At 76.0% G+C, this 2,158-nt stretch carries 2 protein-coding genes and 1 pseudogene; 2 read left to right on the top strand and 1 reads right to left on the bottom strand.

The features are described from left to right. Positions 1 to 793 (top strand): annotated as a pseudogene (locus tag KBX39_RS29585) (hypothetical protein); the annotation flags it as partial. A gap of 79 nt (positions 794 to 872) precedes the next feature. Further along, positions 873 to 1,682 carry a class F sortase gene (locus tag KBX39_RS29595; RefSeq protein WP_247660735.1) on the top strand — a complete coding sequence of 270 codons (810 nt, stop codon included), beginning with the start codon at positions 873 to 875 and terminating at the stop codon, positions 1,680 to 1,682. Between the two features lie 64 nt (positions 1,683 to 1,746). Here the strand turns inward: KBX39_RS29595 and KBX39_RS29600 are convergent. Further along, a partial coding sequence (locus tag KBX39_RS29600) for an NAD-glutamate dehydrogenase domain-containing protein (protein WP_210873683.1) occupies positions 1,747 to 2,158 on the bottom strand: 412 nt, incomplete at its 5' end.

Below are 2,158 nucleotides of genomic sequence, written 5' to 3' on the forward strand. Positions count from 1 at the left end.
GGGCGGCAACGGCCCGGGTGGCAACGGTCCGGGTGGCAACGGTCCGGGCGGCAACGGTCCCGGCGGCAACGGCCCGGGTGGCGACGGCATGCCGCAGCCCCCGGCGGACCAGCCCCAGCCGCCGGCCGGCCAGCCGGAAGGGCAGCCGCAGCCGGGCGGCGCGGGGGCCGGCGCGGCCGTCGACCCCGGCGACTGGCAGGGGCACGACGAGTACGGCCAGGACGCCGAGCCGGGCTGGGAGAAGGAGAAGCCGGGCGGGCCGGACTGGACCAAGGACGCGCACGGCCCCGACGGCAAGGAACAGCACGGCAAGGACGCCAAGGACGAGCACGGCAAGGTCGACCGTGGCGGCCGGCCGGACGACAAGGGCAAGGACGGCAAGGACGAGCACGGCTCCTGGCCGGGCGGCAAGAACGACTGGCCGGGCGACAAGGACGACTGGCAGGCGAGCGGAGGCGCCTGGCAGGACGACAAGGGCGACTACGGCAAGGACGCCGAGCGCGACTACGGCAAGGACGGCAAGGACGGCTGGGAGCACGGGAAGGACTTCGTCTACTACGGCGAGGCCACCGTCTCGCACGACGCCCGGCCGGGCCGGTACGAGTTGCGGGGCTCCTGCGGTGAGGGCGAGCTGGTGGTCCTGCCGCGCGGTGGGGTCGACGGCGGCGACGGCGGCATGACGACCACCGGCGTGGACCGTACCCTCGCCACCGGTGGCGCGGGCATGATCGGCGCCGCGGCACTGGGCGGCCTGGTGCTGCTGCGCCGGCGGCGGGCCGGTGACCTGGTCTGACCGGACGACGACCCGGGCCGGCGGCCGTCACGGAAGTCCGTGGCGTGCCGCCGGCACGGCCGTCGTCGTCCTGCTCGCCATGGCCGGGGCCGGTCTGATCGGCGCGTCCGTCCGGACCGTCCCGCCACCGTCCCCGCCGCAGCCGCTCGGGCAGGCGGCCCCGGTCACCACCGGCCCCCAAGCAGACCCGGACGCCGAGGGCCAACCGGGGCCGGACGCCGAGGGTCAGCTGACGCCGGACGGCACCGGCCTGCCGACGGCGGACGCCGCCGGGGGCGCCGTCGGCCCCGCGACGCCCGGCCCGACGACCGGCCCACCCGGCGCCGCCCCGGGCACCGCGGCCGCCCCGGGGGCCGCAGCGGTCCCGGGCGCTCCGGCAGCAACGGGCCCAGCGGGCGCGACGAGCCCGAACGGCGCCGCCCCGGCTCCACTGCCCCGGTCCGCGCCGACGACCATCTCGATCCCCCGTATCGGGGTGCGGGCCGACATCATGTCGCTCGGCACGAACCCGGACGGCACGGTCCAGGTGCCCCCGCTGGACCAGGCCATGAAGGCCGGGTGGTACTCCCCCGGCGCCAGCCCGGGCGAGGCCGGCAACGCGGTGATCGTGGGCCACGTCGACTCCGCCCAGCTCGGCCCGGCGGTGTTCTTCAACCTCGGCGCGCTGGTGGCCGGCGACACGATAGTGGTCACCCGGCAGGACGGCAGGTCCGCCACGTTCACGGTGCGCGAGGTCGGGTCGTACCCGAAGACCGCCTTTCCCGCCGCGCAGGTCTACGGTCCGTCGGCCGTGCCCGCCCTGCGCGTGGTGACCTGCGGTGGGGTGTTCGACAAGACGGCCGGAAGCTACCTCAACAACATCGTCGTCTACGCCCCGATGACCGGGTGAGGGCGGAAACGGCGGTGGCCCGGTGGGCGGGGAACCGACCACCGGGCCACGCGCGCGTCTGCGGTCAGGCCGCCGCCGAGGTCCGGACCAGGGTACGGATCTGGCGCAGCAGCACCGACAGCGCGGACAGGTCGGCGCGGGACTCGTCGAACTCCCCCATCGCCCGGTGCGCCCGGTGGATCGAGGTGGCGTTCGCCTGCTCCCACTCCTGCACCCGCTCCACCGGCGGCACGTCGTCCGGGGTGGAGCCGAGCACCTCGGCGGTGAGCGCGGCCAGCGCGGCGTACAGGTCGTAGCGCAGCGCCATCCGGGCCAGCGTCTGCCACCGGTCCTCGCGCGGCAGCAGGGAGATCTTCGACAGCAGCGCGTCCACCCGGAACCGGTCGGAGAGCACGAAGTAGACCGAGGCCACCTCGCCCACGTCCCGCCGGGTCGCCTGCGCCGTCTCGACGATGTCGAGCAGGCCGAAGCTGTAC

Source organism: Micromonospora sp. D75 (genome assembly GCF_018070405.1).
Classification (GTDB): Bacteria; Actinomycetota; Actinomycetes; order Mycobacteriales; family Micromonosporaceae; genus Micromonospora; species Micromonospora chalcea.